The 18,030-nt window shown below is 42.8% G+C and carries 15 protein-coding genes and 1 tRNA gene; 8 read left to right on the top strand and 8 right to left on the bottom strand.

Features of this window, described 5'->3' with window-relative positions:
• Nucleotides 1–253: 253 nt before the first annotated feature.
• On the bottom strand, nt 254–2,317 hold the full coding sequence (gene metG, locus HMPREF9969_RS00750) for a methionine--tRNA ligase (protein WP_009433958.1): 2,064 nt from the start codon (nt 2,315–2,317) through the stop codon (nt 254–256).
• A gap of 142 nt (nt 2,318–2,459) precedes the next feature.
• On the opposite strand from metG, the gene HMPREF9969_RS00755 reads away from it, so the two are divergent.
• Nucleotides 2,460–4,448, top strand: a complete 1,989-nt coding sequence (locus tag HMPREF9969_RS00755) for a KUP/HAK/KT family potassium transporter (protein WP_009433895.1) — start codon at nt 2,460–2,462, stop codon at nt 4,446–4,448.
• A 13-nt stretch (nt 4,449–4,461) separates the two neighbouring features.
• On the opposite strand, the gene HMPREF9969_RS00760 is transcribed toward HMPREF9969_RS00755, so the two are convergent.
• Nucleotides 4,462–6,159, bottom strand: a complete 1,698-nt coding sequence (locus HMPREF9969_RS00760; protein WP_009433986.1) for an RluA family pseudouridine synthase — start codon at nt 6,157–6,159, stop codon at nt 4,462–4,464.
• A 201-nt stretch (nt 6,160–6,360) separates the two neighbouring features.
• Here HMPREF9969_RS00760 and HMPREF9969_RS00765 point away from each other — a divergent pair, with 201 nt between their 5' ends.
• Nucleotides 6,361–7,356 carry a patatin-like phospholipase family protein gene (locus HMPREF9969_RS00765; protein WP_009433991.1) on the top strand — a complete coding sequence of 332 codons (996 nt, stop codon included), beginning with the start codon at nt 6,361–6,363 and terminating at the stop codon, nt 7,354–7,356.
• Here the strand turns inward: HMPREF9969_RS00765 and HMPREF9969_RS00770 are convergent.
• From HMPREF9969_RS00770 to HMPREF9969_RS00780, 3 genes are all read right to left on the bottom strand, one after another.
• A complete protein-coding gene (locus tag HMPREF9969_RS00770) occupies nt 7,319–8,128 on the bottom strand; it encodes an ADP-ribosylglycohydrolase family protein (RefSeq protein ID WP_009433927.1) in 810 nt (269 codons plus the stop codon). The two genes, HMPREF9969_RS00765 and HMPREF9969_RS00770, sit on opposite strands and share 38 nt — an antisense overlap.
• A 25-nt stretch (nt 8,129–8,153) precedes the next feature.
• Nucleotides 8,154–8,225, bottom strand: a tRNA-Arg gene (locus HMPREF9969_RS00775).
• A gap of 146 nt (nt 8,226–8,371) precedes the next feature.
• Nucleotides 8,372–9,814 (bottom strand): C69 family dipeptidase, encoded by a 1,443-nt coding sequence (locus tag HMPREF9969_RS00780; protein WP_036894472.1) that lies wholly within the window; start codon nt 9,812–9,814, stop codon nt 8,372–8,374.
• Between the two features lie 547 nt (nt 9,815–10,361).
• Between HMPREF9969_RS00780 and HMPREF9969_RS00785 the strand changes: the two genes are divergently transcribed.
• Complete coding sequence (locus tag HMPREF9969_RS00785; protein WP_009433997.1) at nt 10,362–12,302, top strand: AAA domain-containing protein; 1,941 nt, start codon at nt 10,362–10,364, stop codon at nt 12,300–12,302.
• Between the two features lie 9 nt (nt 12,303–12,311).
• Here HMPREF9969_RS00785 and HMPREF9969_RS00790 read toward each other — a convergent pair whose 3' ends face one another.
• On the bottom strand, nt 12,312–12,719 hold the full coding sequence (locus HMPREF9969_RS00790; RefSeq protein ID WP_009433982.1) for a DUF2442 domain-containing protein: 408 nt from the start codon (nt 12,717–12,719) through the stop codon (nt 12,312–12,314).
• Between the two features lie 11 nt (nt 12,720–12,730).
• Entirely contained in the window at nt 12,731–12,970 is a 240-nt protein-coding gene (locus HMPREF9969_RS00795; protein ID WP_009433989.1) for a DUF4160 domain-containing protein, read from the bottom strand.
• 182 nt (nt 12,971–13,152) lie between these two features.
• Here HMPREF9969_RS00795 and HMPREF9969_RS00800 point away from each other — a divergent pair, with 182 nt between their 5' ends.
• Together HMPREF9969_RS00800 and HMPREF9969_RS00805 are read left to right on the top strand one after the other, a co-directional pair.
• On the top strand, nt 13,153–13,566 hold the full coding sequence (locus HMPREF9969_RS00800) for a hypothetical protein (RefSeq protein ID WP_009433946.1): 414 nt from the start codon (nt 13,153–13,155) through the stop codon (nt 13,564–13,566).
• A 75-nt stretch (nt 13,567–13,641) separates the two neighbouring features.
• Nucleotides 13,642–14,931, top strand: a complete 1,290-nt coding sequence (locus HMPREF9969_RS00805) for a serine dehydratase subunit alpha family protein (RefSeq protein WP_009433985.1) — start codon at nt 13,642–13,644, stop codon at nt 14,929–14,931.
• A 4-nt stretch (nt 14,932–14,935) separates the two neighbouring features.
• On the opposite strand, the gene ribD is transcribed toward HMPREF9969_RS00805, so the two are convergent.
• A complete protein-coding gene (gene ribD, locus HMPREF9969_RS00810) occupies nt 14,936–15,916 on the bottom strand; it encodes a bifunctional diaminohydroxyphosphoribosylaminopyrimidine deaminase/5-amino-6-(5-phosphoribosylamino)uracil reductase RibD (protein ID WP_083835274.1) in 981 nt (326 codons plus the stop codon).
• A 27-nt stretch (nt 15,917–15,943) separates the two neighbouring features.
• On the opposite strand from ribD, the gene prmC reads away from it, so the two are divergent.
• The 3 genes from prmC to HMPREF9969_RS00825 are packed head-to-tail and all read left to right on the top strand — an operon-like array spanning nt 15,944 to nt 18,014.
• The gene (gene prmC, locus HMPREF9969_RS00815; RefSeq protein WP_009433876.1) at nt 15,944–16,807 is read left to right on the top strand and encodes a peptide chain release factor N(5)-glutamine methyltransferase; all 864 of its coding nucleotides are present in this window, start codon (nt 15,944–15,946) and stop codon (nt 16,805–16,807) included.
• Entirely contained in the window at nt 16,804–17,310 is a 507-nt protein-coding gene (locus tag HMPREF9969_RS00820) for a regulatory protein RecX (RefSeq protein ID WP_009433960.1), read from the top strand. Before prmC ends, HMPREF9969_RS00820 begins: the two co-directional genes overlap by 4 nt.
• Complete coding sequence (locus HMPREF9969_RS00825; protein WP_009433873.1) at nt 17,307–18,014, top strand: ComF family protein; 708 nt, start codon at nt 17,307–17,309, stop codon at nt 18,012–18,014. The genes HMPREF9969_RS00820 and HMPREF9969_RS00825 overlap by 4 nt, the downstream gene beginning before the upstream one ends.
• Nucleotides 18,015–18,030 lie beyond the last annotated feature (16 nt).

An 18,030-nucleotide genomic window follows, 5' to 3' on the forward strand; every position in this document is an offset into this window, starting at 1 on the left:
AGATATATTGGATATAGTTTGAAACGAATGAAAGCATGTAAATAGGGTTAGGGACATTCCCTCCTTGAGCTACCCTCTCCTTCGGGAGAGGGGCTGGGGGTGAGGCGTGGGCTTGGTGAGGCAGTACAAAGAAGACCATTTCTTTACTCGAGAGGAGTTCGGAAATGGTCTTTCTTATTGGTTAGTTTTAAAGTGTTAGCCTATCTCAAAAAGGTGATTGCGTTTTGATACATCCTTTGTAGGTGTGAGACTTTTATCCTACCTGGCTACCTGGTTTCACCTCGCCCATAGTTGTTGTAACCGTGAGTGAGCCGTCGAAGTTGACAGCGGAGAGGATCATTCCTTGGCTCTCAATGCCCATCATCTTACGAGGAGCAAAGTTGGCAACGAAGAGAACGTCCTTACCTGTGAGCTGCTCTGGCTCATAATAGGCTGCGATACCGCTAAGGATGGTGCGCTCAACACCTGAACCATCGTCGATAGTGAACTGCAAGAGTTTCTTACTCTTCTTCACTTTCTCGCACTTGATGATATGTCCTACACGGATATCGAGCTTTTCGAAGTCTTCGAAAGGAATCTCCTTCTTAATTGGTTCAGCCTTGTATGATGCGGCTTCATTGGCTTTCTTGGTCTCTTCTAGCTTGTGAAGCTGTGCCTCGATAGCTTCGTCTTCAATCTTCTCGAAGAGGAGTTCTGGTTCTGCCAGTTGTTTACCTGCAGGGAGGAGATCGGTTGAACCGAGTTCACTCCAGTCGTACTCCGTCATATTAATGAGTTCACGTAGCTTCTTACTAGAGAATGGCAAGAATGGTTCGAAGGCAATACTGAGGTTTGCAACGAGCTGAAGTGAGATATAGAGAATTGTCTCTACACGCTTAGGATCAGTCTTCCAAACCTTCCATGGCTCACATTCTGTGATGTATTTATTACCGATACGGGCAAGATTCATAGCTTCCTTCTGTGCCTCACGGAACTTGAATACTTCGAGATAAGCCTCTACTTTTGCCTTGACATCCTTAAACTCTTGTATAGTTAGGCGATCCACTTCCTGTAATTCACCGCAAGCTGGTACGATACCATTCCAATACTTCTTCGTTAACTGCAATGCTCGGTTCACAAAATTACCATAGACAGCAACGAGCTCAGAGTTGTTGCGCTCTTGAAAGTCTTTCCATGTGAAGTTATTATCCTTAGTTTCTGGAGCATTGGCAGTCAATACGTAACGCAGAACATCCTGCTTCCCTTCAAAGTCGCGAAGGTATTCATGGAGCCAAACAGCCCAGTTCTTGCTTGTAGAAATCTTATTGTCCTCAAGGTTCAAGAACTCATTTGCAGGTACATTATCGGGTAGTATGTAATCGCCGTGGGCTTTTAACATCGTTGGGAAGATGAGACAATGGAAGACAATGTTGTCCTTTCCGATGAAGTGAACCAATCTTGTCTCTGGATCTTGCCACCACTTCTGCCAGTTACCAAAGTGTTCTGGGTCGCTATCGCATAACTCTTTCGTATTTGAGATGTATCCGATAGGTGCATCAAACCAAACATATAGAACCTTGCCTTCAGCTCCTTTTACAGGAACAGGGATACCCCAGTCAAGGTCACGGGTCATTGCACGAGGTTGCAAGTCCATATCCAGCCAGCTCTTACACTGTCCGTAAACGTTTGGACGCCACTCTTTATGATCCTCAAGAATCCACTGCTTCAACCATTCTTGGTAATTGTTCAAGGGCAAGTACCAGTTCTTTGTCTTCTTGATAACAGGTTGTGAACCAGAGATAGTAGAGTGAGGATTCTTCAATTCCATAGGACTAAGGTCACTACCACACTTCTCGCATTGGTCACCATACGCATTGGGATTGCCACAATGAGGGCATTCTCCCATGATATAGCGGTCTGCCAAGAACTGATGAGCCTCTTCGTCGTAATATTGCTCACTCTCTTGTTCAACGAGTTTACCATCATCATATAACTTACGGAAGAAGTCAGAAGCAAACTTGTTGTGCGTTTTACTTGTTGTGCGACTATATATATCGAATGATATTCCGAACTCTTCAAAGGAGTCTTTGATAAGTTTATGATAGCGATCACATACATCTTGAGGAGTGATACCTTCCTTCTTTGCACGAATAGTAATAGGTACTCCATGCTCGTCACTACCACCGATAAAGATCACATCACGCTTCTTTAGACGAAGATAACGCACGTAGATGTCGGCTGGAACATATACACCTGCAAGGTGTCCTATATGTACACCACCATTGGCATAAGGCAATGCAGCCGTAACAGTAGTGCGCTTGAATTTCTTTTCTTCCATATATGTTTGATTGTTATTTATATGTTGCAAAGTTACTGTAAATAAGGTAAACGGCAAAAGAAATATAGATAAAAGCCAATGGTTGATGGTGTCGTTATCCTGATTTTATTTACCTTTGCACTCGTTTTAAGATTTAGTTATAATGACTCAGGATAACAATTGTAACAATTCAACACGTCATAAACTTAGTTTGATAGGCGTGATTGTAACATTAGGTATTGTCTTTGGAGATATAGGAACATCTCCTTTGTATGTAATGAAGGCAATAGTAAGAGCTGGGAATCCAGTTAATGCGGAGTATATCATAGGTGCTGTCTCCTGTATTATATGGACGTTAACACTCCAAACAACGGTTAAGTATGTCTTAATTGCACTTCGTGCTGATAATAAAGGGGAGGGTGGAATTCTGGCTCTGTATGCTTTGATACGTCGACATAGCCGTAAATGGTTCTATCTCTTGGCGATTGTCGGAGCCAGTACACTGATAGCTGATGGAGTCATAACACCTTCTATCACCGTTCTCTCGGCTATTGAAGGTTTGAAAGTCTATGAGCCAGAGACCCCAGTAGTACCTATTGCCCTTTGTATTGTCACCATCTTATTCTTTATTCAGCAGTTCGGTACAAATGCTATAGGTAAGCTTTTTGGTCCATTGATGTTATTATGGTTCACAATGTTAGGTGTGTTCGGAGCTGCAAATATAGGTGCTTACATCCCTATTTTACAGGCTTTTAACCCTTTACATGCCGTTCATTTGTTGGCAAGTAACCCTGAATGGTTCTTAATCTTAGGTGCGGTTTTCCTTTGTACGACTGGTGCAGAGGCTTTATACTCCGACTTAGGACATTGTGGAATCAATAATATCCGAACCAGTTGGGCGTTTGTTAAAGTCATGCTCATCCTCAACTACCTAGGTCAAGGAGCCTGGATAATTGCGCATACAGATAGTTTGAATCCTGGGATGAATCCTTTTTATGCCATCATGCCCCACGGCATGCTCTTCTTTGGCATTATCATGGCAACGATAGCAGCAATCATTGCAAGTCAAGCATTGATTAGTGGGTCGTTTACTATCTTCAGTGAAGCGATGAACTTGAAGTTCTGGCCACGTCAGAAGATTAAGTATCCTACTGATGTGAAAGGGCAGCTTTATATTCCGTTTGTTAATATGTCACTCTACATTCTATGTGTGATTGTCATTCTCTTCTTCGAGAGTTCAGAGCGAATGGAGGCTGCTTATGGTTTGTCTATTACGATAACCATGCTGATGACAACACTCCTTTTGAGTGCATATCTCACTATTCGTCGTGTAAATCGTTGGTTAATCTCCTTGTTCCTCATTGTCTTTGTAGGGTTAGAGAGTATCTTCTTTATTGCCAATATGGCAAAATTTATGAATGGTGGATGGGTTACCATGCTTCTTGCCAGTGTGATGATAATCATCATGTATGTATGGTACAATGCCACAACCATTCGTAACGCACAGATTCAGATACGTGATATTCGCAAATCATTTAGTATCATCTCAGATATAAAGAACGATGATACTATTCCCAAGTATGCCACGAATATAGTCTATCTAAGCAAACTTGGTGGTAAATATGACATCGAACAGAAGATTCTCTATTCGATAATTAATAAGCACCCAATGCGTGCTGATCATTATTTCTTGCTGCATATAGACTATCAGGACAGCCCTTCAACACTGGAATATGATGTTACGACGCTGATTCCTGATACTCTTTACCGCATCAACTTACGTTTAGGATTCCGTGTTCATCCACTTGTTAATCGTTATTTCAGGCAGATAATCGAGGATATGGTGGCTAAAGATGGCTTTTCACTAGCGTCATCTTATCCGTCATTAGCTAAGCATGATGTTATGGGAAACTTTGTCTTCGTACTGATTAATAGGCTCTATGCCACTTTCACTTCCTTCTCTTTTAAGGAGCGCCTTATCATGGATGCTTATGAATGGATTGACCGATTGAAACTAAGTATGACCCGTTCTTTAGGATTGAACACAAGTAATGTTTTGATAGAGAATGTTCCACTTGTGGTGAGGTCACATGCAAAACAAGCGAAGAATGGTATTCCTAGAGTTGAAAGGATAGAGGAAGACGCCGAGTAACTTGCTTTGATACTTATAAAGGAGTATCGAAACTCATTTGTTCCCGACTGATTGGATGCATGAATTCAAGGTGTCCTGCGTGTAACCAAAGGCGTTCTGCACGTTGTCCGTAAAGGTTATCACCAATGATGGGTGTGTCTAATCCGTCGGGATGAGCACAATGGATGCGTAATTGATGGGTGCGTCCTGTTAGCGGATGAAGCTCTATCTTTACAGCTGGTAGATTCTCTTTTTCATATAAAGTTTCGCCAATTACACAATAATCAGTGATTGCTTGTTTCCCATGTAGATAGTCGACGCATTGTCGTGGGCGGTCATTAACATCGGGGGAAAGCGACAATTCTATTCTACCCGACGAAGGATAAGGTTTATTAAGGAAAGACATTGGGAGCAAAGCAACGTATGTCTTCTTCACAGAACGCTGTATAAACTGCGCCTGCAAAGCCTTATAAATCTCCAACGAACGTGCCACAACAAGCAAACCACTCGTCGCCATGTCCAATCGATGTACGATGAATACATCACTCTTATCGTTCCATTGTGTCTTTAATAGACTATAAACAGAAGGTTGGTCGCCCTTTCCTGGAACAGAAAGCAAGCCTGATGGCTTTACGACAACAGCCAAATAATCATCCTCGTAAAGTGTTTCTAACTTTATCTGTTCTGCCTCATTCTTATTACTCTCCACTGCCTTCCCACCAAACAAAGGCGTTTGTAAACCCTTCAACATCCATTCTAATATAGGTTTACACTTCCCGTTGCAGGCTGGGTAATAGTTTCCATGCTGTCGAATCTCAGTCTTTGGTGATGCTCCCCACCAAAACATAGCTATTGAGATAGGCTTGTATCCGTGTAGAAAGGCATATTGTAAGAGCTTTGGTTCACAACATTCTCCTGCACCAGCAGGTGGAAGTAATGATGGAGCGAGGCTCTCGGTGGCTGGCGATAGATGTGCAGCCTTTGTACGTGCTGGACTATTCTTTAGATAATACTCACGGAAGATTGTGAGTAAGTTCTTCGTCTCTCCGCAAGCATTGAGCAAATTGAACTGTGAGAAGAGCCACTGTTGTAGGTGGTCCGACTTCATCTTCCGCTCCCTTTTCCATGCAGTTATCCTCTCTTGATAGTGAGCCAGTCCCTCCTTGGCAGCCGTGATTTTTTCCGTATATAACACCTTTGTTCGATGCAATTCAGCCTTTAGAAACTGACTTTCTCTTATCATTTCAGCTTGTTCAACATCGGTTATTACAGCGTTCTCATTACGTCTTTTTTCACGCAATCGTTTAGCTTCTTGCATTGTCTTGCGTGCTTGTTCAATAGCTTCTGTCGCCTCTTTCTGAAGTTGAGAGAGCTTCTCTTTTGTCTCCTTATAGGCTGTTGAGGCTTTCAACTGCGCTATTCTCTTGTTGAGAAGAGTTATTTCTTCCTCGTGAACTTTGAAGTATTCTCCCGGTTGTAGATAGTCGAATACTGCGGGAACATAGTCTTCTCCACCTTTCTCCATCTGTCCTGAATAGGCTTGTAGGTATCCTATCTGTCCTTTATATTCAACAACTAACACGCCATACATCTTTCCCTCAATAGGTGTTGGGGGCAATGTAGTCTGTAATTGAGCAACAGCAGCACGACAGATTGCATCTGGTTCATAATCAAAGGGATTATTGAAGCAGGTGGGGAGAGGTGTATCTATTACTAACGGGTGGAACTTCATGCTGCAAAGGTAAGGAAAAGTTGACAAGTAAACGGGTTTACAAGTAGACAAGTTGATGGGGAAGTAGACAAATGAACGGGGTTACGAGGAAACGAGTTGTTGGTAATTGGGGGTGTTGATAGGTTTTAATTAGAACTAATAAAATGAAGAATAAACTCGTAAAACACGCTAATCTTTTAGAAAAACATTACTTTTGCCCTTATGAAGAAGGTATTTTTTGTATTTCTAATGATAATATGCTGTGGACTGAACAGCATTGCCCAACAGACAGCAAAGGCTCCCGTAAGTCGTCCAAAGATAGGACTTGTGCTCGGAGGAGGCGGTGCGAAAGGAGCTGCGGCAGTAGGAGTATTGAAAGAGATAGAGCGTGTGGGCATTCCTATCGACTATATCGCTGGGACAAGTATAGGCTCGATTATTGGCGGACTCTATGCTGAGGGCTATCGAGCGAATGATATCGACACCCTTTTCCGTTCGCAAGATTGGCTTTCATTGATGGCTGATCGCGATACAACTCTTATGGGAAAGGTGTTCAAAGAAGAGGATGGTGTGTACTATCTGTTCGGTTTTCCCGTTCGTCGAAAGGCTGGAACAGTAGCAAATGAAGCTTTCGGACTATTGCATGGTGACCATATCTATAATTTCTTAGATACTCTTGTCGCTCATTCCCCCGTGCAACGTGGATTACAGCAAAGGGCAATTCCCTTTGCTTGTGTGGCTTTCGACATTCGGAAACAGCAAGAGATAGTGCTTGATACAGGCTCTTTGGCTCGTAATATGCGGGCTAGTATGGCTATTCCGGGAGTGTTCAAACCGATTCCATTAGATACGATGACGCTTGTTGATGGTGGTATGATCAATAACCTCCCAGTAGATGTTGTGCGCAAGATGGGTGCCGACATCGTTATTGCCATTGATCTCCAACAGGATAAACACAATGATTATCATTCGCCATTAGCCTTTTTGAAGGGAATGGGTGGCGTGCTGGATTGGTTGGCGGAACGCCCTGATATAAAGAAATATAATGTTAATCGTACCCAAGCCGACATCTACATCAATCCCAACTTAGGCTCTTATGGTGTAAAAGACTTCAATGCTAAAGCAATAAAGGATATGATTCGCATTGGAGAAGAGACAGGGAAGCAGTATCAACCACAGCTTACCGAGTTGCTTTCCAAGGTTGGCAAAGGTTCTTAACACGCTCGTAAAACTGTCCCAAGATATCTAACATATCGGCAGGGAGATAGTCGATTGCTTTCTCAATCATCCATTCTGGCACCTGATAGTACGCTTCTGCAATAGAACCAGCTATACATGCTTTAGTATCAGTATTGCCTCCGCACATCACAGCTAAGCGTATCGTCTCTTCAAAATTATTGGCATTCATAAAGCAACGTAACGCCATTGGAACAGTCTCCTGACAGGTTGCATCAAAGTGACCTTCAGCCCCAATCTTTAGGATGTTACGCATGGATGGCAATTCATAACCAAAGAACTTGTGTACTTTCTTCTCAACATCTGCCTTGGAGAAACGCATTAGGCGCAACCAACAAATAGCCTCGGCAACACATTGCGCACCCTTTATTCCCTCTGGATGATTGTGACTAACTCGTGCACTCTTAGCCGCTTCTTCGATTACATCTTCCCACTCATCAAAGAGCCAGCCTATCGAACTGACACGCATTGCCGAACCGTTTCCATAGGAGTTCATAGGCTGTGGGTGCTCGGCATGTAACCACTCGTCAAACCAAGAACCATAGCCTCCCATAGGGTCAGGATAGCGTTTGCACCAATCGAGTAAGCTATCTTGATAATCACGACCATTTAGTATCGCATCAGCAATAGCGATAGTACAAATGGTGTCATCTGTATATGAGCAATCTTCTGTGAATAGGTCGAATCCTTCTTTTGGAGCCGCTCCGAATTCAAAGCGAGAGCCTACTATATCTCCAATAATAGCGCCAATCATAATAGTTTAGGTTAGTCTTTAAGAGTACTCCGACCGGGAATCGAACCCGGATCAAAGGTTTAGGAAACCTCCGTTCTATCCATTGAACTATCAGAGCAAACCATTAATAGAGATGCCTCTTATAGAATGGTTGTCCTATAAGAGGGCATCTTCTTTATAGCTGCAAAGGTAGGAAAAAAAACTTATATACCTTTGTAAATAGTTCTTTTATTTATTTCCTAAGCACAAAAGCGGCTTTTTCTCTTATGCACCATGGAAGAGATACTCCTGTTGGATGTCCTGAGTAAGCAGCGTAAAGAGCTTCTCTTGTAATTGATCGGATAGTGCTAAAGCATCGTTGAGAACCTTATCAGAGAAGGCTTGCAACATATCCTGTGCATGAAAAGGTTGTGTCTTATAGATACGAAGATACTCCTCTTCCATTTCGCGTTGACGCTGGTCTGTCTCTGCTTCAAAGGCTGCGTAAGCCTCTTTGATGACTGGTGCATACTTGTTATAGTTGGTCATTCCCAATGCCATAACCTTGCGGAACTTCCAATAAGCAGAGTCTGCACTTGACTCATTGGTGCCCTTTGTATAGGCTTCTGGGTATGACGTCACACCCTGATAGAGTGGAAGGAAGACTCCAAGATCAGCCATTCCCATTGCGACATAGTTAATACATCCGATGGCTTGAGGCAGCTCTGGACGTACCTGCAAGAGGTGAGTTTGAGTCGTACGGAAGATAGATACAGGGCGATAAACCTCCTTTGGATTGCTATGGAGATATGGGTCATGCTCCGTGTTATCGTAATGGAAGCGGAAAGCAGAGCGTAGTTCAGTTAGTGAAATCTTATGTGCTGGCTTCGCAAAGACCGGGAAGGTGTTCTTCGTAACATCGTTCTTTATCTCTGGAGAGAATAACTGTTGCAAGCCCCATACACGTGGGTAATTATAAGTGGTATCCAACTCTACATCACGAGCATAAGCCTCATGGAAGTCGAACTCGCCCTTAGCTGGATCGTAGAGACCATGTTTCTCGGCAAACTCTATGAGGTCGGCTGATGCTAAATAGTTGTTCTTGTCGTTTGGATCATACTTGCGGAAACGACTCTGATTACCCGTAACGAAGTATTGATCACGTGGCATACGACAGGCTAACCAACGGTGTCCACAAGCTGTTTCAAAGTACCAGATCTCATCCTTATCGACGAAACCTATACCGAAGCCTTCGGCTATTCCGTACTTTTCAACAAGCATTCCCAAACGTTCAACGCCCTCTCTTGCTGTATGTATATATGGTAAGGTGATATTGAAAACAGAGTTTTCTGCAACGCCATTCTCCACCAATGGATCGTATTTTAACGCCTCATCGTTACTGAAGATACTCTCAGTTGCACTCATGCCAACGCCTGCTGTATTGAAACCAGCACTTCCCCAATGGTGGTGGAGATGGTGAGGTGAGAGTGCGTGATAGCCTAATGCCTTAGAAGGAAGCTCACAACGGAACGGACTATCAAGTGCCACGAACTCTTGAGAGCCGTTTTCTGTATCTTTAAAGATCTCATAGTTCTTAGCTACCATAGCGTCCCAATCTTCAGAACGAGCTACTATCATAGAACCATCTGCGGTCTGTTCCTGTCCGATAATGATGGTTGTACACTCTGATGGAAGGCTTTGCTTTTGTTGCATATTAGTCTTTTTCATAAGCTTAAAAGTATTTAATTGCGAATTTCTATCTAATCGCAAAAGTAGTAATTAATTGATAGAAGTGATGCAAAAGGTCATACAAAAAACTATAAAAGAGGCTTTGCTTTAATTCAAAATTCAGATTAGGGAGAGTTGACGAGTGGACTGGTTAACAAGTAGACAGGCTATTTGTTCTTTGGAATAGAGCACCATAAAGTAGGGACAGACGAAGGAGTCTTTCCCTATAGGTTTGTATCTTTTCCATCCAAAGAAGGCGTCTCTTCATGACAAAGAGAGGCTCTCTTCATAGCAAGGAAACGCCCTTCTCCATTTCAAGAGGGCGTTTCTTTGTTTTGTTTTCATCGTTTCTGTGTACCGAATCATAGCCTCGTTATGCATCACCCCAGCCTCTCCAGGTTAGCTCCCGTTAGGCACATCCCCTCCTTTGGAGGGGCTTGGGGAGGCTTTAAATGAAGCTTTGTTGCCTTATTGGAATATTATGTGTATCTTTGTAATGTTCGTTTTGTGACGAGCGGAAACATGTTTTTAATATAATAGACAATCGATGACACAGGAATCTCCGATACAAGCACTACAACGGCAAAAGATGCTACTTCAGATGGAATACTACGCTGAAAAGGAAGCCTTCAGGAAGCAAACTGAGGCGACAGGTATGCATAGGAAGGTGAAAAGAGGAGATGCTTGGTTCCCATTAAGAGTGGGTAAACGCTTTTATAATGGGCTCAACCAATTATGTATTGAGGTGTTTCGAACGCAAGACGGAGATATTGAACATAACTTTGAAAGCGGTCGTCCAGTCTTGTTCTTCAAGTTTCTTGCAAAAGAAGTGAGTGTTAGTACGAAAGCAAATAAGCTGGAATATTTCCGTTTTACAGGCTCAGTTTCTTATGTGGATGGCGATAGAATGGTTGTTGCTGTGCCCGACTCGGCTCCTTTACTCGAACTCCAATCATCACAGCAGCAGGTTGGGTGTCAGCTAGGATTTGATGAGACGAGTTATCAAATGATGTTTGATGCCTTAGAAAGAGCGATGAAAGCTAAGGGAAATAGGCTTGCTTACTTGCGTGACTTGTTCTATTCTCGACAAAAAGTGGGTAAGTTCTCTTTTGCTCCTATCCGTCTCCCGTGGTTGAATCCAACGCAGGAAAAGGCCGTTAATGAAGTGTTGTGGGCAAAAGATGTAGCCATTGTGCATGGTCCTCCAGGCACAGGTAAGACCACAACAATGGTCGAAGCAATCAATGAAACACTCATGCGTGAGAGTCAAGTGTTGGTTTGTGCGCAGAGTAATATGGCTGTTGATTGGATATCGGAGAAGTTAGTTGATCGTGGAATCAACGTCCTTCGCATAGGTAATCCTACTCGTGTGAATGATAAAATGCTTGGTTTTACCTATGAAAGGAAGTTTGAGGCGCATCCAGACTACCCTCAATTATGGTCTATCCGTAAGGCTATTCGGGAGTTAAGAAACCATCGTAAGCGGAGTTCAGAGAATTATCATCAGAAGATGGAACGCCTGAAAAGTCGTGCCACAGAGCTTGAAATTAGGATTAATAGCGAACTCTTTGGTGAGGCGAGGGTGATTGCTTCGACCTTAGTAGGGGCAAATAGTAGGGTAATGGAGGGTCAGAAGTTCACTACCTTATTTATAGATGAGGCTGCACAAGCACTTGAGGCGGCATGCTGGATACCCATTCGTAGGGCATCAAGAGTTATCTTTGCAGGTGATCATTGTCAATTACCACCAACGGTGAAGAGCTTAGCTGCCTTGCATGCGGGGCTGGGTAAAACATTAATGGAGCGTGTCGTAGAGAACAAACCAGAGGTTGTAACGTTGTTGAAGGTGCAATATAGGATGAATGAAGAGATTATGCGCTTCTCGTCCAACTGGTTCTATGGAGGGCAAGTAGAGAGTGCGCCACAGATAAAATACCGTGGTATCCTTGATTACGACAACCCAATGGTGTGGATAGATACGTCCGATTCGAGTCTAGAGAATCAATCAGAAGGGGGACAAAATGAGGATAAATCTATCTTCAAAGAGCAGTTTGTTGGTGAGTCATTTGGGCGTATTAACAAGGGAGAAGCCGAATTGACATTGCAAACACTACAATCTTATTTTACGAAGATAGGCAAACAACGCATCTTAGACGAGCGTATTGATGTAGGTGTAATATCGCCTTATCGTGCGCAGGTACAGTTCTTGAGGGGGCTAATTAAGAAGCGCGAGTTCTTTAAACCATACCGTTCTTTGATTAGCGTAAACACAGTTGACGGCTTTCAAGGGCAAGAGCGGGATGTGATACTCATCTCTTTAGTGCGTTCAAATGACGCTGGTCAGATAGGATTCTTGCGTGATTTGCGTCGCATGAATGTGGCTATTACGCGTGCAAGGATGAAACTTATCATCCTTGGAAACATACAAACAATGACGCAGCATCCGTTCTATAAGAAGCTATGGGAGAGCATAGAGCAGGCGGAGTAGTGCTGTTCACTAAAAGACAACAGCACTATATTCCATCCCAATCCTATGTATATGACCTAGAATCTCTGCTTCTCTCTCCTTCGAAGGCTTCTTGAATCCATTAATGTAATTGCGTAGTAGGGATGCATTCATGCCTATACTCTTTGCGAATTCAGCGATGTTTAGTTCCTTATGAGTTAGGAAGAAACGTTGTAAGGCGGTAGGTTCAGCATCGTTGTAAGTAAAGCTCTCGAAGCTAACATCTTCATCTATATTACGCCAATGTATGCCGTCAAAGCCTATATGGTATTGTTCCCTCTCTTCCTTTGTAGCAGTTGCAAGACGTGGATACCATAGTAGAGATTGGCGAAATGTCAGTCCCTCTTCACTTTTACCATAGATGTAATCTTTATCAAACCAAATCTTCTTAATATTCATATTAGCCTCCTTTATTTTTCAAAATACTCTTGCCAGCGTGATATGATAATATCTTTATTCTCGGTTATTACTGACTTTATCTTCTTTAAGTCATTGTTTTTTATACCCTTATGAACACCCAACACGAAGTCTTCCCCATTGTAGTTATACTTTGCGAAACCTTCGTTTCCTTCTACATGTATGTGTATTGGCTCATGTTCTCGGCTGTAGAAGAAAAATGAGAAACCATAGAATCTAAATATTTCAGGCATTGTCTTATTGTCTTAGTATGGTGCAAATATAGGTATTATATCTAATACCTGCAAACTTAAAGTTGGTTTTTTACATTGCAAAAGGATAGAGCTTGTATCAAAGTTATTTGTACATTAACTTCGAGAAAAGAGCTTTTATATGTTTTTTTTATTTACTTTTGTGACATAAAAAGAAGTACACTATGTTGCAACGAGATTATTTCATTAGACTAATAGAGGAGTTTAGCGCAGCAATCTCACGCTTTCTAACGAAAAAGGAAGATGACTTGAAGCGTGATAAAGAGCTAAAAGACCTTTATAAACAATATGTTGGTGAATATGAAGACTTGCGTAATCTCTCCGTTGATGAGCTGTTGTTGTATGCGAAAGAACAATGGGCTGAGAACGAGAGGATAGACCGCATTGATATGGTGGCAGAGCTTCTTTATGCTGAAGCAAGCTATAAGGGTAATCCTTTGCGCTCTCTTTTACAGGAAAAAGCATACGCTTTATTTTATTATGTAGAGGCTCATGGCACTACATTCTCTATAGATAGACAACAGAAGATGGAGGCTATGAGGCATGAATTGGGGAATCTCCTCTCTGAGAATTGTTAGTGAGAAGAACGACAAAAGGGTGTGTTTTTCATTTAAATCAGATGCTATAAACAGGCTAAACCGATATAAATCATTATGCTAGAAACAAACATTAGAGAACAAATTATCAGCTTGATACATCATCAAGTGGTACCTGCTGTGGGCTGTACAGAGCCTATGGCTGTGGCATTATGCGTCGCTCGTGCCGCCGAATTACTAGGTTCTAAACCCGAGAAAGTGCGTGTGTTGCTTTCTGCGAATATCCTTAAGAATGCCATGGGAGTGGGTATTCCTGGTACAGGGATGATAGGCTTGCCTATTGCTATCGCCTTGGGAGCATTGATAGGGAAGTCCGAATACCAATTGGAAGTCATTAAGGAGCTTACTCCAAAGGGCTTGGAAGAAGGTAAGAAGTTTATTGGTGAGAATCGAATAGACATTAAGTTGAAGGAAGGAATCACCGAGAAACTATACATTGAAGCGATTTGTGAGGCAGGAGAACACCAATCGGTTGCCATCATCTCATGTAGTCATACGAACTTTGTTTACGAGAGTGTCGATGGCAAAGTATGTATGGATAAGCGTGGTCCGAGTGGTTCTGTTGCTGCTTGCAAAGGTGTTGATCTGAACTTACGAACAGTCTGGGAGTTTGCAACAACTACTCCCGTTGAGGAGATAGAGTTCATTCTTGAAGCTAAGCGATATAACCTTCGTGCTGCAGCAGAGGCTTTGAAAGGTAATTACGGGCACTGCCTTGGGAAGATAATGGACCGTCCTTTGAGTCGAGGAATATTCGGAAACAGTATCTATTCACATATCATCTCAAAGACAGCATCAGCCTGTGATGCTCGTATGGGAGGTGCATTAATACCCGTGATGAGCAATAGTGGTTCTGGAAACCAGGGTATTTGTGCAACGAATCCAGTAGCTGTTTTTGCAAAGGAGAACGAGAATACGCGTGAAGAACTAGTCCGCGCACTTGCATTAAGTCACCTAACTGCTATCTACATAAAGCAGAGCTTGGGTGCTCTTTCAGCCCTTTGCGGTTGCGTAGTGGCAAGTATTGGATCCAGTTGTGGCATTACTTACCTCATGGGAGGTGATTACGTGAATGTCTGCCATGCGGTGAAAAACATGATCGCAAACCTTACTGGGATGATATGTGATGGTGCGAAGCCTAGCTGTTCACTGAAGATTTCATCTGGAGTATCCACTGCGATACTATCAGCAACGCTCTCCATGGAAGGCAAACATGTGACAGCTGCGGAGGGAATCATCGATGATGACGTTGATAAGTCTATCCTTAACCTTACAAGCATAGGCAAGGAAGCGATGTGCAATACCGATGATATGGTGTTGAACATCATGACTCATAAGTGTGACTAAGGGCTTATCTCTCTTCTCGTTGATAGGTTATAATCTTGTTTCTATCCCATTGTTCGATACGGGTTATGCGTATATTCGAAGGCATTTGAGGGGCTTTTACCCCCTTATCAACCAATAAGGAACCAGTCTCAACACGTATCTCATCCCATAAACCAGCGTCTAGAAAGCTCTGTAAAGTACTTGCTCCACCTTCAACAATAAGGCTTTGCTTCTTCTCTTGATATAGATGGTCAAGGACGGATTGGGGACTTGGGTATTGTGAAGATGAGGTGGATTTCTGTTGTGAAAGAACTATCTTTTCGGGGTTCTTACCGCTCCACTCCCTTACAGTAAGCTGTGGATGCTCTAAGTCGTCAGTAGTTCTTCCAACGAGAATAGCGTCATTCTCCGCCCTTAACTTATGTACCAACATCTTTGTGAAAGGCGTTGATATGTTCAAAGGATGGTAATCTTTGCTTGGCAGATAACCTATATATGCAGGATTACCCATCGTTTGTGCCCACTTCAAGATGACGTAGGGACGATGGTGCGTGTTGTATGTTATGAAGCGTTTGTTTAGTTCCAAGCATTCTTTCTCGAGTACTCCTACGGTCACTTCAATGCCTGCGTCACGTAGTTTCTGTACTCCTCTGCCATGCACCTCAGCAAAGGGATCAATACAGCCACACACTACTCGGTGTACACCCTTGCGTATAATCAAGTCGGCGCAAGGTGGAGTTTTACCATAATGTGAGCATGGCTCGAGGCTAACATACAATGTTGCATTATGTAAGAGATGGCTGTCAACCTCCTTAACAGAGGCAAACGCATTCACTTCTGCATGCCCCTTACCACATTGCACATGGTAACCTTCACCAATAATCCTGCCCTCTTTGCTTACAATAACAGCCCCCACCATAGGGTTGGGTTTAGCTTCTAGCATCCCATTGTAGGCTAATTGCAAACAACGACGCATGTATTTTTCGTCAATATCGGCTTGTTTCATATCATTAAAATTCATATCTTTGCATCTATGACATACCAAGATTTATGGCACAGACTTGTTCCCTTATATGGAGAAGGCGAAGCACAAGCTATCATTCGATTAGTTTTGGAAGTGAAGTTTGGGCTTTCCTTAACCGATATATATACTGGCAAAGTTAATGAAATATCCCGAGATGCAGCGGAGGAACTCGATAAAATCATGCAAAGACTTGCTTCTTCGGAGCCTGTTCAGTATGTGTTAGGCATGGAGACATTCTGCAGTCGTAGTTTTAAAGTTGCCCCTGGTGTATTGATACCACGCCCAGAAACGGAAGTGTTGTGCCATTGGATAGAAGAAGATAACAATCATCCGTATTGCGCCTTGCAACCTCCTGTACCCTTGCAAGTGCTAGATGTGGGTACAGGTAGTGGTTGTATTGCTGTGACACTGGCTTTAGATTTGTATAACTCGGCTGTTACTGCATGGGACATATCGGCTGATGCACTCCTGATAGCACGTGACAATGTGCATAGATGGGACTCTTCTGTGGTGCTACAGATGGAGGATATCTTATCGATTTCGGCTACTGCTAAGGAACAGAAGTGGGATATCATCGTCAGTAACCCACCTTATATCTGCGATAAAGAGCGCTCTTCTATGGCGGAAAATGTGCTGAAGTATGAGCCAGAAACAGCCCTCTTCGTTCCTGATAACGACCCAATCAAGTTTTATAGGGTTATTGCTGAATATGGTGTGATGGCTTTGACCGATGAAGGGAAGCTTTATTTTGAGACCAATCCATTATATATATATAAGGTGAAAGACATGTTAAGCAATCTAGGATATAAACAGATAGAACTGAAGGAAGACCAGTTTGGCAAACAGAGGTTCGTTAAAGCGATGAGAGGATGATACAGAAACGACCGATATTAGAGCCTCAAGCCTTGAAAAAGCTTGCCGATCTTTGTGCGAAAGGAGAGCATTGTTCGGGTGAGATGATTGAGAAGATGCGCAAATGGGGGCTTTCCGAAGATGCACAAACACGCATACTTGAGAAATTGATAAGCCTGAAGTATGTTGATGACGAGCGTTACACACAGTTCTTTGTACATGATAAAATACGTTACAATAGGTGGGGTAGACGTAAAATAGAGCAGGCTCTCTGGTTGAAGAAAGTGGATAGTAACATTGCATCAAGCGTTTTGGATGCTGTTGATGATGCTGAGTACTTAGAGGTTTTACGCCCCTTAATGGCTAGTAAGTTCCGCACTATAAAGGCAGAAAGCGATTACGAGCGTTCGATGAAACTGATAAAGTTCGCCATGGGACGTGGCTTCACGATGGACTTGATACGGCGGTGTATTGATGAAGGAGTGGCTGACAGCGATGGAGATGTAGACTTCATAGAAGAATGAAAAGGACTATTAGCTTTCTTTCCAGACTCTTAGATACCTTTTTCCCACGTGCCTGTGCAGTGTGTGGAGAGCGTTTGTCCATGTCAGAAGAGACTCTTTGTGGGGCTTGCAACCTACGACTTCCCCGTACAGGATATGTCCATTCGCCCTATGATAACGAGCTTGTTCGTTTGTTTTGGGGGCTAATACCAATAGAGAAAGGGGCTTCTCTCTTCTTTTATAAGCCCCATTCCGATACAAGTCGACTGATTTATAAGCTTAAATATGGACATCATCCAGAGATAGGAGAGGCTTTGGGACGCCTTATTGCAGATGAGTTTAATGTTGAGCAATACTTTGATGGAATCACAGCTATCGTTGTTGTACCTTTAACTAAGCAACGTTTACGCGAGAGAGGATACAATCAAAGTATGGAGATAGCACGTGGCATCAGCGCTGTTACGGGTATTCCGATTATAGAGAAAGCTCTCCGACGTGTTACATTTCATGGTAGTCAGACGCAAAAAGACCACTGGCAACGCAATGAGAATGTAGAGAAAGCCTTCCGATTAACAGACTCCTCCAGTATAGCTAGGCAGCATATCCTTTTGATAGATGATATAATAACCTCTGGTGCAACCCTTGTTTCTGCTGCCCAAGAGCTACTCAAAGGAGATAACGTGAAGTTGAGTGTACTCTCATTAGGCTTTGCCAAGAACAATTAAAGAGCTATTCTTTTTC

Origin of the sequence: Prevotella sp. oral taxon 306 str. F0472 (assembly GCF_000257925.1) — a bacterium.
GTDB classification, from domain to species: domain Bacteria; phylum Bacteroidota; class Bacteroidia; order Bacteroidales; family Bacteroidaceae; genus Prevotella; species Prevotella vespertina.

Excerpts from the sequence above, each read along its gene's own strand:
- metG (WP_009433958.1), bottom strand. The coding sequence starts at position 2,317 with ATGGAAGAAAAGAAATTCAAGCGCACTACTGTTACGGCTGCATTGCCT.
- HMPREF9969_RS00755 (WP_009433895.1), top strand. The coding sequence starts at position 2,460 with ATGACTCAGGATAACAATTGTAACAATTCAACACGTCATAAACTTAGT.
- HMPREF9969_RS00760 (WP_009433986.1), bottom strand. The coding sequence starts at position 6,159 with ATGAAGTTCCACCCGTTAGTAATAGATACACCTCTCCCCACCTGCTTC.
- HMPREF9969_RS00765 (WP_009433991.1), top strand. The coding sequence starts at position 6,361 with ATGAAGAAGGTATTTTTTGTATTTCTAATGATAATATGCTGTGGACTG.
- HMPREF9969_RS00770 (WP_009433927.1), bottom strand. The coding sequence starts at position 8,128 with ATGATTGGCGCTATTATTGGAGATATAGTAGGCTCTCGCTTTGAATTC.
- HMPREF9969_RS00780 (WP_036894472.1), bottom strand. The coding sequence starts at position 9,814 with ATGAAAAAGACTAATATGCAACAAAAGCAAAGCCTTCCATCAGAGTGT.
- HMPREF9969_RS00785 (WP_009433997.1), top strand. The coding sequence starts at position 10,362 with ATGACACAGGAATCTCCGATACAAGCACTACAACGGCAAAAGATGCTA.
- HMPREF9969_RS00790 (WP_009433982.1), bottom strand. The coding sequence starts at position 12,719 with ATGAATATTAAGAAGATTTGGTTTGATAAAGATTACATCTATGGTAAA.
- HMPREF9969_RS00795 (WP_009433989.1), bottom strand. The coding sequence starts at position 12,970 with ATGCCTGAAATATTTAGATTCTATGGTTTCTCATTTTTCTTCTACAGC.
- HMPREF9969_RS00800 (WP_009433946.1), top strand. The coding sequence starts at position 13,153 with ATGTTGCAACGAGATTATTTCATTAGACTAATAGAGGAGTTTAGCGCA.
- HMPREF9969_RS00805 (WP_009433985.1), top strand. The coding sequence starts at position 13,642 with ATGCTAGAAACAAACATTAGAGAACAAATTATCAGCTTGATACATCAT.
- ribD (WP_083835274.1), bottom strand. The coding sequence starts at position 15,916 with ATGAAACAAGCCGATATTGACGAAAAATACATGCGTCGTTGTTTGCAA.
- prmC (WP_009433876.1), top strand. The coding sequence starts at position 15,944 with ATGACATACCAAGATTTATGGCACAGACTTGTTCCCTTATATGGAGAA.
- HMPREF9969_RS00820 (WP_009433960.1), top strand. The coding sequence starts at position 16,804 with ATGATACAGAAACGACCGATATTAGAGCCTCAAGCCTTGAAAAAGCTT.
- HMPREF9969_RS00825 (WP_009433873.1), top strand. The coding sequence starts at position 17,307 with ATGAAAAGGACTATTAGCTTTCTTTCCAGACTCTTAGATACCTTTTTC.